This window comes from Streptomyces sp. NPDC054866 (genome assembly GCF_053610745.1).
Genome location: NZ_JBSGZA010000002.1, coordinates 553166 through 569774, shown reverse-complemented (window position 1 = coordinate 569774; position 16609 = coordinate 553166). Strand labels below are relative to the sequence as shown.

The window sequence follows — 16609 nt, the reverse complement described above, 5'->3', positions numbered from 1 at the left end:
TTCTCGTGCGTCACGTGAAGCGCCAGCGCGTCTGGCTGAACGGCTCCCCCTTGCCGAAGCCGAACGCGGTGCGAGGGGCCACCTCGAAGACGTACGCGTGGCCGGCCCCGTGGTGGAAGCAGCCGTCCCGCACCTCGTAGTGCCAGAAGCTGCCGTACTTCTCCTCCCATGCCGCCGCGAGGCGCCGCAGCCTGTCCTCGTCGGTGATCCGGACCGCGGAGCCCTCGACGACCAGATCGTGGCCCTTGTCCCAGAGGTTGACGCCCGTGGTCAGCACGACCTCGGGGTTGGCCGCCACGTTCCGCGCCTTGCGTTCATCGGGGCCCGTGCAGAAGTGCAGCGCCCCGTCCAGCCAGACCGCGGGCAGCGGTGTGACGTGCGGGCGCCCGTCGGGGCGTACGGACGAGATCCAGAAGAGCTCGGCGGCCTTCAGCTGCCGCACGGCGTCGGCCCACGGGGTCGCCACCGCTCCCGTGCTGCTGTACCGGGAATCCAGTTCCGTACGAGGTTCCTTGCTCGGCATGGTCCGCCTCCTGAACGCCGACACCAATGCTCCCGTTCAAGGATGGACTCCGCACGCGGGCAGAACTCATCGGTCAGGCCGTAGGCTCGGGCCAGGAATGATCGAACGGAGGCGCGAGGATGACGGTGCCGCAAGGGCGCAGAAGCAGTACGTTCACGCGGCTGCTGCGGCACGGCTTCACCGATCCGTCCGCCGCCGAGCGGCTGCTCGGCGCTCCCGAGCTGTCCGCGGTGCGCACCGATCCGGTGCTCCTCGACGCCCTCGGCGCCGCCGCCGACCCGGACCTGGCGCTCCTGGGCCTCGTACGCCTGGTCGAGGGGCAGCCCGACGACACCAGCCGCCGGGAGCTGCTCGACACCCTGGTCAGCGCCAAGCCGCTGCGTGACCGGCTGCTTGGTGTGCTCGGCGCGTCCGAGGCCCTCGCCGACCACCTGGCCCGGCATCCCCGCGACTGGCGCGCCCTGGTCACGTACGAACTCGCCGACCTGCACCCCGGCGTCGAGGAGTTCGAGCGCGGCCTCGCCGACGCCACCGACCCCATCTCGCTGCGCGTCTCCTACCGCCGCTGCCTCCTTGCCATAGCGGCCCGTGACGTCTGCGGCACGACGGACCTGGCCGAGGCGGCCGCCGAGCTCGCGGACCTGGCGACGGCGACCCTGCGCGCCGCGCTCACCATGGCCGAGCAGGCGGCCCCCGCGGACGCCGCGCAGTGCAGGCTCGCCGTCATCGCGATGGGCAAGTGCGGTGGCCACGAGCTGAATTACGTGTCGGACGTCGACGTCATCTTCGTCGGCGAGGCCGTCGAGAGCACGGACGGCGCCGAGGAGGGCAAGGCGCTGCAGGCCGCCACCCGGCTCGCCTCGCACATGATGCGGATCTGCTCGGAGACCACGGTCGAGGGGACGATCTGGCCGGTCGACGCCAACCTCCGCCCCGAGGGCCGCAACGGCCCCCTCGTGCGCACCCTCAGCAGCCACCTCGCCTACTACCAGCGCTGGGCCAAGACCTGGGAGTTCCAGGCGCTGCTCAAGGCCCGTCCGGTGGCCGGTGACCTGGAGCTCGGCAAGGAGTACGTCGACACCCTCGCGCCCCTCGTCTGGCACGCGGCCGAGCGCGACAACTTCGTGCCCGACGTGCAGAAGATGCGCCGCCGGGTCGTGGAGAACATCCCGGCGGGTGAGGTCGAACGCGAGCTGAAGCTGGGCCCCGGCGGTCTGCGGGACGTCGAATTCGCCGTACAGCTTCTGCAGTTGGTGCACGGCCGCGGCGACACCTCGATCCGCAGCGGCTCGACCCTCGCGGCCCTGGAGGCGCTCGCGGCCGGCGGCTATGTGGGACGCGTGGACGCGGTCCAGCTCGACGACGCCTACCGCTTCCTGCGCTCCCTGGAGCACCGCATCCAGCTCTTCAAGCTGCGGCGCACCCACCTGATCCCCGAGGACGACGCGGACCTGCGGCGCATCGGCCGCTCCCTGGGCATGCGCACGGAGCCGATCACCGAGCTGAACCGCGCGTGGAAGCGGCACACCTCGGTCGTGCGCCGCCTGCACGAGAAGCTCTTCTACCGCCCGCTCCTGGACGCCGTGGCCCAACTCGCCCCCGTAGAGACCCGGTTGAGCACCGAAGCCGCCCGCGAACGCCTGGTCGCCCTCGGCTACCACGACCCCGCGGCCGCCCTGCGCCACCTGGAGGCCCTCGCCTCCGGCGTCACCCGCAAGGCGGCCATCCAGCGCACCCTGCTCCCCGTGCTCCTCGGCTGGTTCGCCGACTCGGCGGACCCCGACGCGGGCCTCCTGAACTTCCGCAAGGTGTCGGACGCCCTTGGCAAGACCCCCTGGTATCTGAGGCTCCTGCGCGACGAGGGCGCCGCGGCCGAGAACCTCGCCCGCGTCCTGTCCGCCGGGCGCCTGGCCCCCGACCTCCTCCTGCGCGCCCCCGAAGCGGTGGCCCTGCTCGGCGACCAGCGCGGCCTCGAACCCCGCGACCACGCCCACCTGGAGCAGGAGGTCCTGGCCGCGGTGGGCCGCGCTGACGGCGCCGAACAGGCGGTGACGGCGGCGCGGGGCGTCCGCCGCCGCGAGCTGTTCCGCACGACGGCGGCGGACATCATCGGCTCGTACGGCACGGAGGAGAGCCCCGTGGCGGCCGACCCCGGGGCGCTGCTCGACCGGGTGGGCGACGCGGTCTCCGACCTCACGGCGGCCACGATCGCGGGGACGCTGCGCGCGGTGGTCCGCGAAGGCTGGGGCGACACGCTGCCGGTGCGGTTCGCCGTGATCGGCATGGGCCGCTTCGGCGGCCACGAACTGGGCTACGGCTCGGACGCGGACGTCCTCTTCGTCCACGAGCCGCGCGAGGGCGTCGGCGACCACGAGGCGGCGAAGGCGGCCTCGCAGGTGGTCTCCGAGATGGGCAGGCTCCTCCAACTCCCCAGCTCCGACCCGCCGTTGCTGATCGACACGGACCTGCGCCCGGAGGGCAAGAGTGGCCCGCTGGTGCGCACTCTCGGCTCGTACGAGGCCTACTACCGCCGCTGGTCACTCGTCTGGGAGTCCCAGGCGCTGCTGAGGGCCGAACCGGTCGCGGGCGACGCCGAGTTGGGCCGCGCCTTCATCGACCTCATCGACCCGTTGCGTTACCCGGCGGAGGGCCTCGGCGACGACGCCGTCCGCGAGATCCGCCGCCTGAAGGCCCGCATGGAGGCGGAACGCATGCCGCGCGGCGCCGACCCCACCCTGCACACCAAGCTGGGCCGCGGCGGTCTCTCGGACGTCGAATGGACCGTCCAGCTCATGCAGTTGACCCACGGCTGGGTCGAGCCGGGCCTGCGCACGACCCGCACCCGAGAGGCCCTCGCCGCGGCCTGCGCTGCCGAGCTGATCCCGACCGAGGAGGCTGCGATCCTGGACGAGGCGTGGGTCCTTGCCGCCAGGGTGCGCAACGCGGTGATGCTGGTACGCGGCAGGGCAGGGGACACCTTCCCCTCGGACGGCCGTGAACTCGCCGCGGTGGGACGGTACTTGGGCTACGACCCCGGGCACGTGGGGGACATGCTGGACGACTACCGGCGGACCACGCGCAGGGCACGGGCCGTGATGGAGGAGAGGTTCTACGGGGCGTAAGGGCTCTCCTGGGTCCAACAGCAGGGTCGGCAGCTCCCACAGGGCCTCCGGCGCCGCCAGGTCGAGCGCAGAGCCGAGCTCCAGGTTCTCCAGGGCGATGATCACCGGCATGACATCGGCGAGGGCGAACCCGGCGTCGATCAGGAGCGTCACCGCGCATTCGTACTGATCGAGCACGCGCGGCGCGCGCACCGGTGAGGTCATGACGAGCGGGATGACCCTGGGGTGGGCGGCGAAGGCGCCGCGGTAGGAGCGGGGCCCAGGCGGACAGGGACGCGTCCCAGGGGCGTCGCGGGTCGAGGGTGCCGGTGTCGATCGCCTCGCACACCCGCTCGCGCAGCAGCTCCACGATGCCGTCGCGGCCGTCCACGTGGTGGTGGACCGAGCCGGTCTGCGCGCCGAGGCGCTTGGCGATCTGCGGGACGCTGAAGTCGCCCTTCTCGTCGATGAGGGCGAGCGCGGTCGTCGTGATGCGGTCCCTGTCGAGCAGCGGCCACTCCCCACCGCCGCGAACCCTGCCCCCGCCTGCCCCGTCTGCCGCAGAAGGGCTTCTCCTCCGCATGTCCGTGACCACCCCGACCCCACCCGCCGAACCCGAGCCCTGCCGGGTGTCGACAAGGAAGGCCTGGCCGAGCTGATCGCCCTGCAGTCGCGTGCGGGCAGGCAGTGGCGCGTCGGCGGGGTCAAGTTCTTCATGGACGGCACCGTCGAGGACGGCACCGCCTGGCTGGAGCACGCGGACTGTCACGGGCAGGGCACCGACGCCTTCTGGCCGGACCCGGAGGCCTACGTCGCCGCCGTACGGCACCTGCACGCGGCCGGAGTGCGCACGGCGACCCACGCCATCGGGGGACGCCGCCGTGTGCCACGTGCTCGACACCGTCGCGTCGCTGGGCCCCGGCGGGCGCCTCGCGCACCGCATCGAGCACATCGGGACCGTCCCGGACGACACCTTCCCGCGCTTCGGCGGAGCTGGGGGTGGTCGCCTCGATGCAGCCGCCGCACACCGCGTACACGCGCGCCGACCACACCGACGCGTGGTCCAGGCGTCTTGGAGAGGAGCGGGCCGCGCGGGCCTGGCGTATCCGGGATCTGCGGGACGCCGGGGCCGTCGTGGCGCTTGGCTCGGACTGGCCCATCGCTCACTACGACGCCCGTGAGGTCCTGGCCACCGCGCGAGCGCCCCGTGGAGCCGCGGGGCACGCTCAAGGGCTTACCGGGCTCCAGGCCCTGGAGGGCTGCACCTCGCACGCCGCGATCGCCGCCGGAGAAGCGGACGTCGCGGGGCGGATCGCCCCGGGGTTCCGGGCGGACCTCACGGCCTTCGGAATCGACCCCGTGGAGGCGCCCGCCGACGAGGTGGCGCAGGCGCCGGTCCGGCTCACCGTGTCCGGCGGCCACATCACCCACCGTCACCCGTGACAGCGGGGGGCGGGGCTCCGCTCAGGCCTTGAACCTGGCCCTGACCTTGGCCGGAAGGAGCGGAGCCCGGTCCTCACGCAGCGCCACCTCGCGCGGCAGTGCGTAAGGCATCGCCCCGTACCACGCCCGGGCCACCGCGAAGCCGAACGCCAGGCAGATCATGCCGCCCACCGCGTCGAGCCAGAAGTGGTTGGCGGTGGCCACGATCACGATCAGGGTCGCCGTGGGGTAGAGCAGGCCGAGCACCTTCGCCCACGGCACCGAGGCCAGGGCGAAGATCGTCAGGCCGCACCACAGGGACCAGCCGATGTGCATCGACGGCATCGCCGCGTACTGGTTCGACATGTGCTTGAGGTCGCCGGAGGCCATGGAGCCCCAGGTCTGGTGGACCAGGACCGTGTCGATGAAGTCGTGGCCGTTCATCAGGCGCGGGGGAGCCAGCGGATACAGGTAGTAGCCGAGCAGGGCCACCGCCGTCGTCGCGAAGAGAACCATGCGCGTGGCCGCATAACGTCCCGGATGCCACCGGAACAGCCAGACCAGGACACCGAGCGTCACCACGAAGTGCAGCGTCGCGTAGTAGTAGTTCATGCCGACGATGAGCCATGTCACCGAGTTCACCGCGTGGTTGACGCTCTGTTCCACGGCGATCCCGAGGTGCTGCTCCGCCTGCCAGATCCAGTCGGCGTTGCGCAGTGCCTGGGACTTCTGTTCCGGTACGGCGTTGCGGATCAGGGAGTACGTCCAGTAACTCACCGCGATCAGCAGGATCTCGAACCAGAGCCGAGGGCGGCGGGGCGTGCGCAGGCGGCGCAGGAATGTCCGCCCATTGCGGTCTTCTCGCTCGCCCGCGATGGGTGATGTGGTGGGCCGCTGCTGGCCTTCCAGTGTCGTCACAGTCATCTCACCCATAGGCACAGAGTCTGCCAGATACCGACCCTACGACCGATCATCCCAAGGTCTGGTTCGGGGCGCATTCTCTACGCCCTACGGACGAGTGCTTCCCCCAGTTCGCCCCCGAGGGGCAGAAGCGGTTGAACCCCGAACGACCAGTTCCGGCATGAAGACGAACTCGCTGTGCGGGGCGGGAGTGCCACCGATCTCCTCGAGGAGTGTACGCACCGCCGCCTGCCCCATCGACGGCACGGGCTTACGCACCGTGGTCAGGGGCGGATCGGTGAACGCGATCAGCGGGGAATCGTCGAATCCCACCACCGAGATGTCGTCCGGGACCTCGAATCCGCGCTGCCGCGCCGTCCGTATCGCCCCCAGCGCCATCATGTCGCTCGCGCACACCACGGCCGTGCAGCCGCGGTCGAGCAGTGCGGACGCCGCGGCCTGCCCGCCCTCCAGCGTGTACAGCGAGTGCTGGACCAGCTCCGACTCGATCTCCTGCGGGGACAGTGCGAGCAGGTCCTGCACCGTGCGTACGAAGCCCTCGATCTTCCGCTGTACGGGCACGAACCGCTTGGGGCCCAGGGCCAGTCCGATCCGTGTATGACCCAGGGAGACGAGATGGGTGACCGCGAGGCGCATCGCGGCCCGGTCGTCCGGCGAGATGAAGGGCGCCTGCACCTTGGGGGAGAAGCCGTCGACGAGCACGAACGGCACGCCCTGCGCGCGCAGCTGGTCGTAGCGCTGCATGTCGGCGGAGGTGTCCGCGTGCAGGCCCGAGACGAAGATGATGCCGGAGACGCCGCGGTCCACGAGCATCTCCGTCAGCTCGTCCTCCGTGGAGCCGCCCGGCGTCTGGGTGGCGAGGACCGGCGTATAGCCCTGCCGGGTCAGGGCCTGGCCGATGACCTGGGCGAGCGCGGGGAAGATCGGGTTCTCCAGCTCCGGCGTGATCAGCCCGATCAGGCCCGCGCTGCGCTGGCGCAGCCGCACCGGGCGTTCGTAGCCGAGCACGTCGAGTGCGGCAAGCACTGACTGACGGGTGGCCCCGGCGACGCCGGGCTTGCCGTTGAGCACCCGGCTGACCGTCGCCTCGCTGACCCCCGCCTGCGCTGCGATGTCGGCCAGTCGCGCGGTCACAGGATTGGACTGTACCGGTCACATCTCAGGCTGCCCACCAGACCGTTGAATCCGCGGGGACGACCGTCCCGTCCGCGCCCGGCGTCGTCCCGGCACTCGACAGGAGCACGGTGCCGGGGGTGGAGACCGTGACAGGACCGGCGGTGAGGTTCACCGTGCAGACCATCGAACCTCGCGGCGTCGTACGGCGGAAGGACAGGACGCCCTCGGGGGAGTCGAGCCACTCCACGTCGCGGCCCGCGCCGAGCGCCGGGTGTTCGCGGCGCACGGCGAGCGCCCCGCGGTAGAACTCCAGGGTCGACGCGGGGTCGCCCTCCTGTGCCTCGACCGTGAGGTCCTTCCACCCGGCGGGCTGCGGCAGCCAGCTCGGGCCGCCCTCGTCGGGGCCGAAGCCGAACGGCGCCCGCTCCCCGGACCACGGCAGCGGAACCCGGCACCCGTCCCGCGTCCCGTCCTGCCCCGTGCTGCGGAAGAACGCCGGGTCCTGGCGCACCTCGTCCGGCAGTTCGGTCACCTCGGGCAGGCCGAGCTCCTCGCCCTGGTAGATGTACGCCGAGCCGGGCAGCGCCAGCATCAGCAGCGTGGCGGCCTTCGCCCGGCGCAGGCCGCGTGCCGGGTCGCCGTCGGCGAATCGGGTGGAGTGGCGCACGACGTCGTGGTTGGAGAGCACCCAGGTGGCGGGCGCCCCCACGGCGTTCATCGCGTCCAGGGAACGGTCGATGACGGCGCGCAGCGCGGGCGCGTCCCAATCGGTCGTCAGATACTCGAAGTTGAAGGCCTGGTGCAGCTCGCCCGGACGCAGGTATCGCGCGCTGCGTTCCACCGTCGGCGTCCACGCCTCGGCGACGGCGATGCGGTCGCCCGCGTACTCGTCGAGGATCCGCCGCCAGTCGCGGTAGATCTCGTGCACCCCGTCCTGGTCGAAGTAGGGGACGGCCTGCTTGCCGAGCAGCTTCACCTGCTCCTCGTGGCCGATGTCGGGCAGGCCCGCCGCCTTGACCAGGCCGTGGGCCACGTCGATGCGGAAACCGTCGATGCCGAGGTCGAGCCAGTAGCGCAGGATGGAGCGGAACTCGTCGTGCACCGCCGGGTGGTCCCAGTTGAAGTCGGGCTGCTCGGGCGCGAAGAGGTGGAGGTACCACTCGCCGTCCGCGACGCGCGTCCAGGCGGGCCCGCCGAAGACGGACTCCCAGTCGTTGGGCGGCAGTTGACCCTCATCACCCTTTCCGGGCCGGAAGTGGAAGCGTTCGCGCGCCGACGAGCCCTTGCCCTCGCGCAGCGCCTGCCTGAACCACTCGTGCTGGTCCGAGCAGTGGTTGGGCACCACGTCGACGATCACCCGAAGGCCGAGCGCGTGCGCTTCCCGTACGAGGTCGTCGGCGTCCGGCAGGGTGCCGAACATGGGGTCGACCGCGCGGTAGTCGGCCACGTCGTACCCGGCGTCGGCCTGCGGGGACGCGTAGAAGGGGGAGAGCCAGACGGCGTCCACGCCGAGCCGCTTCAGATGGGGGAGGCGGGCCGTGACGCCCGGCAGATCGCCCATGCCGTCGCCGTTTCCGTCGGCGAAGCTGCGCGGATACACCTGGTAGATGACGGCGTCGCGCCACCACTCGTGGTGCGCGGAGCCGTCGTCCGGTGCGTCTGCGGGAAGGGCGGCGGTCACGTGCTGGGTCATGAAGTCCCTCAGGAGTACGGGGGCGGGCGGCACTCCGTTGAACGTCCCGCGGAAGGCGAAGGTCACGAGGGTGTCCTCCTCGCCGGTTTCCCCAAACAGGCCGAAGTCGAAAATTCTACTGTCAGGCACGTCGCACATGAGGCGAGTTCGATGACCTCCACCGTTCCGGGTCGTGCTGGCGCCGTCTTTCCCCGAGGAGGGCGGCGGCGCGCTAACTTGATGAGGCAGGCACGAGTCGGCCTGCCCCGTTCCGCGCCGAGGGGCTGTCCCGCGTGAGCGTCAAGGGCAAGGCAGTGAGCACAGCCAGTACGGTCCTGGTGGTCGACGACGCGCCCGCCAGCAGGTACGCGCTGAGCGCCGTCCTGCGCAGGGCCGGCCATCGCGTGCTGCTCGCCGCGAGCGCGAGCGAGGCCCTGATCGAACTCGACGTGCGGATGCGGGCGGGGGACCTGCCGGACGTGGCGCTGGTCGACGTCGGCCTGCCGGACATGAGCGGCTATGAACTCTGCCGCCGCATGAAGCAGCTGCCGCCCATCGCCAGCCTGCCCGTCGTCCACTTCTCGGCAGCGGCCCGCCCGCCCGCCGACCGGTGCCGCGGCCTCGACGCGGGCGGCGAGTCCTATCTGACGGTGCCCGCCGAACCCGAGGAGATCCAGGCGGTCGTACGGGCCGCCGCGCGCGGGGCCCGCACCCGCTGCGACGCCCAACTCCGGGCCGGGCGCCTCGCGTTGCTCGCCGGGACGATCCTGACCGTGCAGTCCGCGCGCTGCCTCGGCGAGCTCGCGGACGCGGCGGCCACCGGCACGGAGCGGCTGACCGACTGCCCCGCGACGGTGTTCGTGCTCGGCGCGGACGGGGAGATCCACCGGGGTCTCTCCCGGCGCAGAGCCGCCGCTTCGCTGCCGGACCCCGGGGCGCACGAGGCGGTGGCCCGGCTGATGCGGCGCGTCATGTCAGGGCGTACGGGCGTGCGCCGCACGGTCGTGCCCGCCCCGCTGTGGCCCGCGGGGTTCTTCCGCTCGGTGGGAGGCGCCGGGCAGTGGTGCGACGGGACGCCGGAGGAGGCCGACCTCGTCCTGGCCCGCCTGCGCGAAGGGCGCACACTCGTGTGCCTCGCGACACCCGCGTACCGGGAGGGTCTCCCCGACGAGACGGGTCACCTCGTCGAGCGGCTCGCCCACGCGACCGCGCTGGCCGCGGAACCGCTGCTGATGTACGAGGAGGAGCGCCACGTCGCGCTGACCCTGCAACGCAGCTTCCTGCCGTCGAAGTTGCCGGAACTGCCCGGCACGGACGTCGTCGTCCGCTACGAACCCGCGTCGCGCCAGACGGAGATCGGCGGCGACTTCTACGCGGCGCTTCCGGTGCCCGGCGGCGTCCTGACCGGTATCGGTGACGTCGTCGGGCACTCGCTGGAGGCGGCCACCGTGATGGTCGAGATCCGGCACGCGCTGCGCGCGTACTGCGTCGAGGACCCCGACCCCGGCGCGCTCGCCCGGCGCCTCGACCGGATGCTGCAGCACTACCACCCGGGCGTGACGGCCACGATGTGCCTGAGCCTGATCGATCCGGCCACCGGACGCATCCGGATCGCCAACGCGGGCCACATCCCGCCGCTCGTGGTGCGGGACGAGGGCACGGCCACGTACACCGACGTGCGGGGACCGCTCCTCGGCCTCGGCCTCGACCGGCCGCCGCCGAGCGAGCTGATCCTGGAACGGACCGAGCGCCTGCTGATGGTCACGGACGGCCTCATCGAGACGCGGGGCATGGACCTCGCGGTGTCGATGGAGCAGCTGCGGATCGCGGCGGCGGGCGCGCCGCGAGGCGTCGCCGAGCTGTGCGACACGCTCCTCGCGTGCTTCGGGCACGAACGCGAGGACGACATCGCGCTGCTCGCGCTGCGCAGGACCAACTGACCTCGCACGGCGCGGGACGGCTTGCGGTGGACCGCCGAATTAACCGCCGCACGGGCCTGTACCCACACGCTTACCCGTCAGTACATTGACGCCATGTCTAATACGCAGAGCCGGGAGCCGAAGCCCGTCGCGTCCGAGCACATACCGCTCAAGGCACGCAAAGTCTCCTTCTCCTGGGAGGACACCCCGCTGCACTGGGTGCCTGGCGACCCCTTCGCCACGCACACGATCAACGTGCTGCATCTGCTTCTCCCGGCGGGCGAACGCTGGTTCGTCCACGTCTACAAGCAGGTCCTGCCGTACATCCGTGACGACAGGCTCCGCGAGGACGTGATCGGCTTCATCGGTCAGGAAGCCATGCACGCGCAGGCCCACGACGAGGTCCTGCCGCACCTCAAGGAGCAGGGCCTTGACCCCACGCCCTACACCGCCCAGGTCGACTGGCTCTTCGAGAAGATGCTCGGCGACAGGACGCTGCCGCCCGGCAAGGCCCGCAAGTGGTGGCTGATGGAGCGCGTCGCGATGATCGCGGCCATCGAGCACTACACCGCCTTCCTCGGCAACTGGGTCCTGAACGCGGACGAGCTCGACCGCAGGGGCGCCGACCCGACGATGCTGGACCTGCTGCGCTGGCACGGCGCGGAGGAGGTCGAGCACCGCTCCGTCGCCTTCGAGCTCTTCATGCACGTCGACGGCAGCTACCGCCGCCGCGCGCGCACCTGGGCCACCGCCTTCACCGCCCTGGTCTTCCTCTGGCAGCGCGGCGCACGCTTCTTCATGGAGAACGACCCGACACTCATCGGCGGCAAGGCGTCGTTCAAGGACTTCTACCAGGGCGGAAAGAAGGGCACGCTGCCCACGACGCAGGACATGATCCGCTCCATCCCCCGCTATCTCAGCCGCGCCTACCACCCCTCCCACGAGGGCAGCACCGCACAGGCCGTCGCCTACCTCGCCTCGTCCCCGGCGGCCACCGCCGCCGAGACCGCGACGGAATCGCTGCCGAAGGGAGCCCGCTGACATGCCCCGCATCCGCACCGTCCTGCTCGTCACGGGCGCCGCCCTGCTCGCCAAGCGGGCCATGCGCCGCCGCATCGACGCCTCCCCGCTGTGGCCGCTGCCCGCCCTGGAGGAGCCGGTCTCGGGCCGGCCGCGCTCCCGCGCGCTGCGCCTCCTCGTCACCCGCCACGAGACGATCGCCGAAGGAGTCGTACAACTGCGCCTGGAAGGCGACCACTTGCCCGCCTGGAAGCCGGGCGCCCATCTGGACCTGGTCCTCCCCTCCGGCCTCGTCCGCCAGTACTCGCTGTGCGGGGACCCGGAGGACACCTCCTCGTACACCGTCGCGACCCGCCTCATCGGCGAGGAGCAGGGCGGCCGCGGCGGCTCCCGCGAGGTGCACGAGCAGCTCCAGGAGGGCACGGAGGTCGAGGTGCGCGGCCCGCGCAACCGCTTCCCGCTGGCCGACGCCGAGACGTACGTCTTCGTGGCGGGCGGCATCGGCATCACGCCGATCCTCCCCATGCTGCGAGCAGTCGAGGCCGCGGGCCGAGAGTGGCGGCTGCTGTACGGGGGCCGCTCCCGGGCCTCGATGCCGTTCCTGGAGGACGTGGAGAAACTGGCGGGCACGACGGAGGGCCGGCTCACGGTCGTCGCGGAGGACGAGGGCGGCCGCCCCGACCTCGCCGCATTCCTCGCGGACCTCGCGCCCTCCACCGCGGTCCACGTCTGCGGCCCGGAAGGTCTGATGGAGGCGGTGGCGGCGACGCTGCCCGAGGGCGCCGAGCTGCACCTGGAGCGCTTCACGCCCCACACCTCCACGGAGGGCAACGGCACCTTCGAAGTGGAACTGCGCCGCAGCGGACGGACCCTCTCCGTGGCCGCGGACACCACGGTCCTGACCGCGGTGCGCGCGGAGCTGCCCAACACCGCGTACTCCTGCGAGCAGGGCTTCTGCGGAACCTGCCAACAGCGGGTCCTGGAAGGGGAGATCGACCACAGGGACGAACTGCTCACGGACGCCGAGCGCGCCGACTCGATGCTGATCTGTGTGTCGAGGGCGAGCGGTGACCGAATCGTCCTGGACATGTGAGACATCACCGCCATCATGTGAACGGTCGGGGCGCACCGGCCCCTTGGACGGCCGGATCTGCTCGGTAAGGTGTTCGCATGACTACCGGGGTGCGCCGCAGAATGGGTGTCGAGGAGCGGCGGCAGCAGTTGATCGGGGTCGCGCTCGACCTGTTCAGCCACCGCTCGCCCGACGATGTGTCCATCGACGAGATAGCAGCGGCCGCGGGCATCTCGCGACCGCTGGTCTACCACTACTTCCCGGGCAAACTCAGCCTGTACGAAGCGGCGTTGCAGCGCGCGGCCGACGATCTCGCCGAGCGCTTCGTGGAGCCGAGGGAAGGCCCGCTCGGCGCGCGCCTGCTGCGCGTGATGGGCCGCTTCCTGGACTTCGTGGACGGCCACGGCCCCGGCTTCTCCGCGCTGATGCGCGGCGGCCCCGCCGTCGGCTCTTCCACCACCAACGCGCTGATCGATTCGGTGCGGCAGGCGGCGTACGTCCAGATCCTCACGCACCTGGGCATCACGGACCCGTCCGCCAGGCTCGAACTGGTGGTCCGCTCCTGGATCTCGCTCGCCGAGTCCACGGCACTCATCTGGCTCGACGGACGCCGCATCCCGCGCGCCGAGCTGGAGCTGCAACTGGTGCACGACTTCGCGGCGCTCGCGGCCGTGAGCGCCGCCTACGACGACGAGATGGCCGCGATCCTGCGCCGCATCCTCGTCGAGGAGCCGCCGGACGGACCGTTCGCCGAGCTGGTCACCCGCCTGGTCGGCCTCGTCCCGCAGGAGCAGAGCAGTTGAACCACCGCATGGCCGGCGAAGAGGACATCCCCACCCTCGTCGCCCTCTACGACGGCGCCGCGCACTGGATGCGGGCCCGGGGGATCGACCAGTGGAAGCCGGGCGAGAAGGGCGCGGAGCACTTCCGCGGGCGGATCGCGTCGGACGAGGTCTGGCTCGCCTACGACGGCGAGATGGTCACCGGGGCGTACGAGGTGTGGTGGGCGGACGAGCCCGCCTGGGGCGAACAGCCGCCCGTCGCGGGCTACGTGCACCGCCTGATGACCCGGCGCGGCGCCCCGGCCGGAACGGGCCGCGCGATGCTGGCGCGCGCGGAACGGCGGATAGCGGAGGTGGGCAGGGAGCGCTGCCGCCTGGACTGCGTGTCGACCAACCCGCGGTTGCGGGAGTACTACGAGGCGGCGGGTTATGCCGTGGTGGGGGAGCTGCCGGGGAAGGTGGCGGTGGACGGGAGCACGTACGGCGTGATGCTCCTGGAGAAGGATCTGCGGGGCCCGGTCCCGTCCGCCTGACGGCTCAACGCAGCGTCGACACCTTCGTGCCGTCCGCGAGGCGCCCGGTGAGCCCGGCGCGAGCGCCCTGCTTCAGGGGCGCGGCCACGGTGTTGCCGGGGGTCTGCGAACCGCCGGACGCCCTGAGCGAGACGACGTCCTTGCTGCCGCCTCCCAGCAGGTACCAGTTCCCGGCGCGGGACTTCCACCGCACTCCCGCGAGCACCGAAGGCTCCCGTGCCCCGCATGCCGCGGAGTCCTCCGCCTTCGCCGCGACCGCTGCCGCGCCCGCCGCCTGGAACTGCGCGAGGGCCCGGCCTCCGTCGCCCCGCCATGTGTCGGCCCGGGTGCAGAGCCAGGCCGCGGAGCCGTTCGCCTCGGGCAGTGCCTGACGCGCGTACTGCCAGGAGTTGACGGACCGCACGCCGTTCGAGCGCGCGTCCGCGAGCGAGCAGGCGGCCGACGACCAGTTCGCGGCCGTTGCCTCGCGCGGAGCCTGCGGGCGGCCCGCGGTGAGATGGGCGGGGACGAGTTCGCCGAGGTCGGTGGAGAGACGGTTCACCCCGCTGTCGTCCCGCAGCTGCAGGGCGTTCCATGAGGTGCACGAGCGTGCTTGCGCCGGACTGGCGAAGGGCTCCGTGACCCCCTCGCCGTCCCGCTTCAGGGCGTCGGCGTTCCCCTCCGGCTTCAGCAGGTCGCGTACGGCGACTCCGCCGACCCAGGGCGCGGTCAGGTAGCGGACGTTGCCGTCGACCCGGCTGACGATCAGGGCTCCCGACTCGGCGCTGGTCGCGCCGTCCACGCGCGCGAAGTCGAGCGCGGCTCCGCTGGTGCCGTCCTTGGGCTCGGCGTACCGCACGATGCGCAGTCCGTCGTACAGCAGCACGACCCGTGCCGCGTCGACCTCGCCGGCGAAGAGCAGTTGCGCGGGTCCGGGAGGCGCCCCTGCCGCCGTGCCGGGCGTGGCGGAGACCTGCACCGATTCTCCCGGCCGTGCCCAGACGGCAAGGGCCCGCCGCAGCAGGGCGTGGTCGTCGATGAGCGCGCCCCGGGCGGGCCACACGGAGAAGTCGGCGCGGGCGGACTTCTTCCACGTACTGGCCGCGACCTTCGTCAACTGGCCAGGATCCAGGGCGGCTTGGCCCGCCGGGTTCCTCGCGTACGCGGGCGCGGCGGCTCCGTCGGGACCCCACCCGTCGCCGGGCAGGCCGAGCAGCGCCCCGCAGACCAGGGCCGCGGCGAGCGCGACGCCCGCGGCCTTCATGTGCTGCCTGCGGCGCATGAGGTCGGTGGGCCGCGCCTGGAGTGAGCAGGGGTCGAACTCGGGGGACCTGAGCAGGTCGTACGCCGCGTCCACGCCGTCGGCCTCGGCCATCGCGGCCGCGGGCTCGTCGACTCCGGCGGCGGCGAGCACCTTGCGTACGTCGCCGTCGGGGAGGCGTTCGAGGCCGCGCAGTACGAAGGCGGCCCGGGCGGGGCCCGAGAGCGCTGACAGCTCCTGGTCGAGGGCGAGTTCGTCGGCGCCTCCCGACCGCGGGAAGAGCCTCAGCCCCCAGACCTGCGGCAGCAGCGGCGGCAGCTGTGCGCGCTTGGGCCAGGCCTTCCGCCGGAGCGGAAGCCCCGCGTCGAGCGCCGTGCCGACGACGCGCAGCCGTACGTACGCGTACCCGGGGTCGCCGCCCCGCCCGTCCCCCGAGCGCTGCTCCGGGACGACCTCCGCATCGCCCGGCCTGCGGCTGCGGGGCAGCGCGCGCTGGGTCAGGGCGTGGGCGGTCAGGACCCGCCGGTTGCGCCCGAGGCTGGGCGTAAGGACCAGATAGGCGAGCCGCACCAGGCGTGGGTAGTGCTCGACGAGGGCGGCCTCGGCCTGCTCGACATCGACGACGCCGGAGAGATCATGGGGCGGGGAGGGGGACTTCACATTCGACGACACGTTCAGCAAAACGAGCGAATCGTCGGATGGTCACCTCTCTGTGAGCTCTCGAGCATAGTTGCCCATCGACCGCTGGTACCGGGGGAGGTGGGGCGCGAGGGCGCCGAGAACGAGGGCTAGGCCTTCGCGCTCACGCCCGAGGCCGGCGAGGCAGAGGGCGAGGACGGCGCGTACGGCATCGTCCAACTCATCGCTGGGGCGGTCGAGTTCGGCTTCGAGCAGTGCTACGCCTTCCTCCGGGTGGCCGATGTTCCGCAGGGAACTGGAGAGTTGGATCACGGTGCGGCGCCGCCGGTATCCGTCGATGCCGCGCTCCAACGCCTCGCGGTACAGGGGTACGGCGCGGTCGGAGTGCCCCGTGGAATCGAAGGCGCAGGCGCGCTCGAAGGAAGCGACAGGACTGCCGCCCGGCAACTCCTCGACCAACGCTTCGATGACCTTCCGGAACTCCTCGCCCCGGTCGTCGTACTCCTCAACCGTGGCCCACGCCTCGGCCAACCGCTGCTCCCACGCAATATCCATGGCCACACTTTCGCACGGGGTAACCATGCCGGGAGGTGACTCCACCGAACAGACCTTTCCCACCCACCCACCCGATTACCCCGCAGCGACCACC

Annotated in this window: 12 protein-coding genes and 2 pseudogenes; 7 read left to right on the top strand and 7 right to left on the bottom strand. The window is 71.9% G+C overall.

Annotated features, from left to right (window positions below; translation table 11 throughout):
• Positions 1 to 10: 10 nt before the first annotated feature.
• Positions 11 to 523, bottom strand: coding sequence for a pyridoxamine 5'-phosphate oxidase family protein (locus ACWGI2_RS11280; protein ID WP_160504707.1), 513 nt, complete (start codon positions 521 to 523; stop codon positions 11 to 13).
• A gap of 119 nt (positions 524 to 642) precedes the next feature.
• On the opposite strand from ACWGI2_RS11280, the gene ACWGI2_RS11275 reads away from it, so the two are divergent.
• Positions 643 to 3645, top strand: coding sequence for a bifunctional [glutamine synthetase] adenylyltransferase/[glutamine synthetase]-adenylyl-L-tyrosine phosphorylase (locus tag ACWGI2_RS11275; protein WP_453694996.1), 3003 nt, complete (start codon positions 643 to 645; stop codon positions 3643 to 3645).
• A gap of 30 nt (positions 3646 to 3675) precedes the next feature.
• Here ACWGI2_RS11275 and ACWGI2_RS11270 read toward each other — a convergent pair.
• Positions 3676 to 4207: pseudogene (locus ACWGI2_RS11270) on the bottom strand (TetR/AcrR family transcriptional regulator); the annotation flags it as partial.
• A 60-nt stretch (positions 4208 to 4267) separates the two neighbouring features.
• Here ACWGI2_RS11270 and ACWGI2_RS11265 point away from each other — a divergent pair.
• A pseudogene (locus ACWGI2_RS11265) lies at positions 4268 to 5067 on the top strand (amidohydrolase family protein); the annotation flags it as partial.
• 21 nt (positions 5068 to 5088) lie between these two features.
• Here ACWGI2_RS11265 and ACWGI2_RS11260 read toward each other — a convergent pair.
• From ACWGI2_RS11260 to ACWGI2_RS11250, 3 genes are all read right to left on the bottom strand, one after another.
• Positions 5089 to 5979, bottom strand: coding sequence for a phosphatase PAP2 family protein (locus ACWGI2_RS11260; protein ID WP_453395184.1), 891 nt, complete (start codon positions 5977 to 5979; stop codon positions 5089 to 5091).
• Between the two features lie 75 nt (positions 5980 to 6054).
• On the bottom strand, positions 6055 to 7101 hold the full coding sequence (locus ACWGI2_RS11255; RefSeq protein WP_453694995.1) for a LacI family DNA-binding transcriptional regulator: 1047 nt from the start codon (positions 7099 to 7101) through the stop codon (positions 6055 to 6057).
• 25 nt (positions 7102 to 7126) lie between these two features.
• On the bottom strand, positions 7127 to 8776 hold the full coding sequence (locus tag ACWGI2_RS11250; RefSeq protein ID WP_453695721.1) for a glycoside hydrolase family 13 protein: 1650 nt from the start codon (positions 8774 to 8776) through the stop codon (positions 7127 to 7129).
• Positions 8777 to 9069: 293 nt separating this feature from the next.
• Here ACWGI2_RS11250 and ACWGI2_RS11245 point away from each other — a divergent pair, with 293 nt between their 5' ends.
• The 5 genes from ACWGI2_RS11245 to ACWGI2_RS11225 all read left to right on the top strand — a co-directional run bounded on the left by ACWGI2_RS11245 (position 9070) and on the right by ACWGI2_RS11225 (position 14081).
• On the top strand, positions 9070 to 10695 hold the full coding sequence (locus tag ACWGI2_RS11245; protein WP_453694994.1) for a SpoIIE family protein phosphatase: 1626 nt from the start codon (positions 9070 to 9072) through the stop codon (positions 10693 to 10695).
• A gap of 93 nt (positions 10696 to 10788) precedes the next feature.
• Positions 10789 to 11715 carry a metal-dependent hydrolase gene (locus ACWGI2_RS11240; RefSeq protein WP_453694993.1) on the top strand — a complete coding sequence of 309 codons (927 nt, stop codon included), beginning with the start codon at positions 10789 to 10791 and terminating at the stop codon, positions 11713 to 11715.
• Position 11716: 1 nt separating this feature from the next.
• Complete coding sequence (locus ACWGI2_RS11235) at positions 11717 to 12787, top strand: PDR/VanB family oxidoreductase (RefSeq protein WP_453694992.1); 1071 nt, start codon at positions 11717 to 11719, stop codon at positions 12785 to 12787.
• A gap of 77 nt (positions 12788 to 12864) precedes the next feature.
• Positions 12865 to 13569 carry a TetR/AcrR family transcriptional regulator gene (locus ACWGI2_RS11230; protein WP_453395179.1) on the top strand — a complete coding sequence of 235 codons (705 nt, stop codon included), beginning with the start codon at positions 12865 to 12867 and terminating at the stop codon, positions 13567 to 13569.
• A gap of 8 nt (positions 13570 to 13577) precedes the next feature.
• Entirely contained in the window at positions 13578 to 14081 is a 504-nt protein-coding gene (locus tag ACWGI2_RS11225) for a GNAT family N-acetyltransferase (protein WP_453695720.1), read from the top strand.
• 4 nt (positions 14082 to 14085) lie between these two features.
• Here the strand turns inward: ACWGI2_RS11225 and ACWGI2_RS11220 are convergent, their stop codons facing one another.
• Together ACWGI2_RS11220 and ACWGI2_RS11215 are read right to left on the bottom strand one after the other, a co-directional pair.
• The gene (locus ACWGI2_RS11220) at positions 14086 to 16002 is read right to left on the bottom strand and encodes a hypothetical protein (protein ID WP_453694991.1); all 1917 of its coding nucleotides are present in this window, start codon (positions 16000 to 16002) and stop codon (positions 14086 to 14088) included.
• Positions 16003 to 16023: 21 nt separating this feature from the next.
• Positions 16024 to 16515, bottom strand: a complete 492-nt coding sequence (locus ACWGI2_RS11215; protein ID WP_453395177.1) for a tetratricopeptide repeat protein — start codon at positions 16513 to 16515, stop codon at positions 16024 to 16026.
• Positions 16516 to 16609 lie beyond the last annotated feature (94 nt).

Bases quoted from the DNA above. Each gene is read 5' to 3' on its own strand.
- ACWGI2_RS11250 (WP_453695721.1), bottom strand. From the start codon at position 8,776: ATGACCCAGCACGTGACCGCCGCCCTTCCCGCAGACGCACCGGACGAC.
- ACWGI2_RS11260 (WP_453395184.1), bottom strand. From the start codon at position 5,979: ATGGGTGAGATGACTGTGACGACACTGGAAGGCCAGCAGCGGCCCACC.
- ACWGI2_RS11275 (WP_453694996.1), top strand. From the start codon at position 643: ATGACGGTGCCGCAAGGGCGCAGAAGCAGTACGTTCACGCGGCTGCTG.
- ACWGI2_RS11280 (WP_160504707.1), bottom strand. From the start codon at position 523: ATGCCGAGCAAGGAACCTCGTACGGAACTGGATTCCCGGTACAGCAGC.
- ACWGI2_RS11240 (WP_453694993.1), top strand. From the start codon at position 10,789: ATGTCTAATACGCAGAGCCGGGAGCCGAAGCCCGTCGCGTCCGAGCAC.
- ACWGI2_RS11215 (WP_453395177.1), bottom strand. From the start codon at position 16,515: ATGGATATTGCGTGGGAGCAGCGGTTGGCCGAGGCGTGGGCCACGGTT.
- ACWGI2_RS11225 (WP_453695720.1), top strand. From the start codon at position 13,578: ATGGCCGGCGAAGAGGACATCCCCACCCTCGTCGCCCTCTACGACGGC.
- ACWGI2_RS11235 (WP_453694992.1), top strand. From the start codon at position 11,717: ATGCCCCGCATCCGCACCGTCCTGCTCGTCACGGGCGCCGCCCTGCTC.
- ACWGI2_RS11230 (WP_453395179.1), top strand. From the start codon at position 12,865: ATGACTACCGGGGTGCGCCGCAGAATGGGTGTCGAGGAGCGGCGGCAG.